This is a genomic window from Streptomyces nanshensis, assembly GCF_001751255.1.
Taxonomy (GTDB): Bacteria; Actinomycetota; Actinomycetes; order Streptomycetales; family Streptomycetaceae; genus Streptomyces; species Streptomyces nanshensis_A.
Window position 1 is genome coordinate 1 of the sequence record NZ_LJGW01000503.1, and the last position, 779, is coordinate 779.

1 protein-coding gene is annotated in these 779 nt (G+C 77.3%); it reads left to right on the forward strand.

Annotation, left to right across the window (positions count from 1 at the left end):
* Positions 1-21: 21 nt before the first annotated feature.
* A partial coding sequence (locus AN218_RS29080; RefSeq protein WP_476755978.1) for a Rossmann-fold NAD(P)-binding domain-containing protein occupies positions 22-779 on the forward strand: 758 nt, incomplete at its 3' end.

The window sequence follows — 779 nt, forward strand, 5'->3', positions numbered from 1 at the left end:
CCGGTGGGGCGGGATGAGGATGTGGAGGAGCTGAGCCAGGCGCGTACGGCGTCCGGCATCACCGAGCTCCTCCTCGCCCGCCTCGGCGGCACCGCGGAAGCCGCGGCACCCGCACCCGCTCCTGAGACACCGGCCGCACCCACAGCGACCTCGGCGTCCCCGGCGTCCCCCGCGTCCGAGAGCGCCGCCGCCGACGCCGTCGTCGTGGCCCCGCAGCGGCTGGAGTTCACCGAGACCGACCTGGCCGAGCTGTCCGCCCCCGCGCTCGCCGAGGGCACCACCGTCACCGTCCTCGGCGGCGGCGCGCTGGGCACCCTCGTCGCCGAGCAGCTCCGGGAGGCCGGCGCACTGCCGCAGACCGTGCCCGACGCGCAGCAACTCCCCGAGCACGTCGGCGAGATCGTCTTCCTGCTGCACGCGCTGGAGTCCCCGGACACCACGCTCCCGGACACCTTCCCGCTCTACCAGGCCGTCCTGGCCGCCGGACCGCGCCGGCTGATAGCCGCCGACCGCCGCGCCGAGGGCGCCGCCTCCGGGCTGCGGGGCTTCTTCCGCAGCGTCGACCGCGAGTACGAGGAAACCGACGCGACCCTCGTCGAGGTGGGCACGGACGACGCCCCGGAGACCGTCGCCCGTCTCCTCGTCGCCGAACTCGGCGCCACCGAGGGCGAACCCGTCGTCGTCGCCGAGGGCGGACGCCGCCGCGCGCTGACGCTGACCCCCACCGACCTGGGCGCCCTCGCCGCGACCGGCGCGGGCCCCGCGGGCGACGGCGTCGC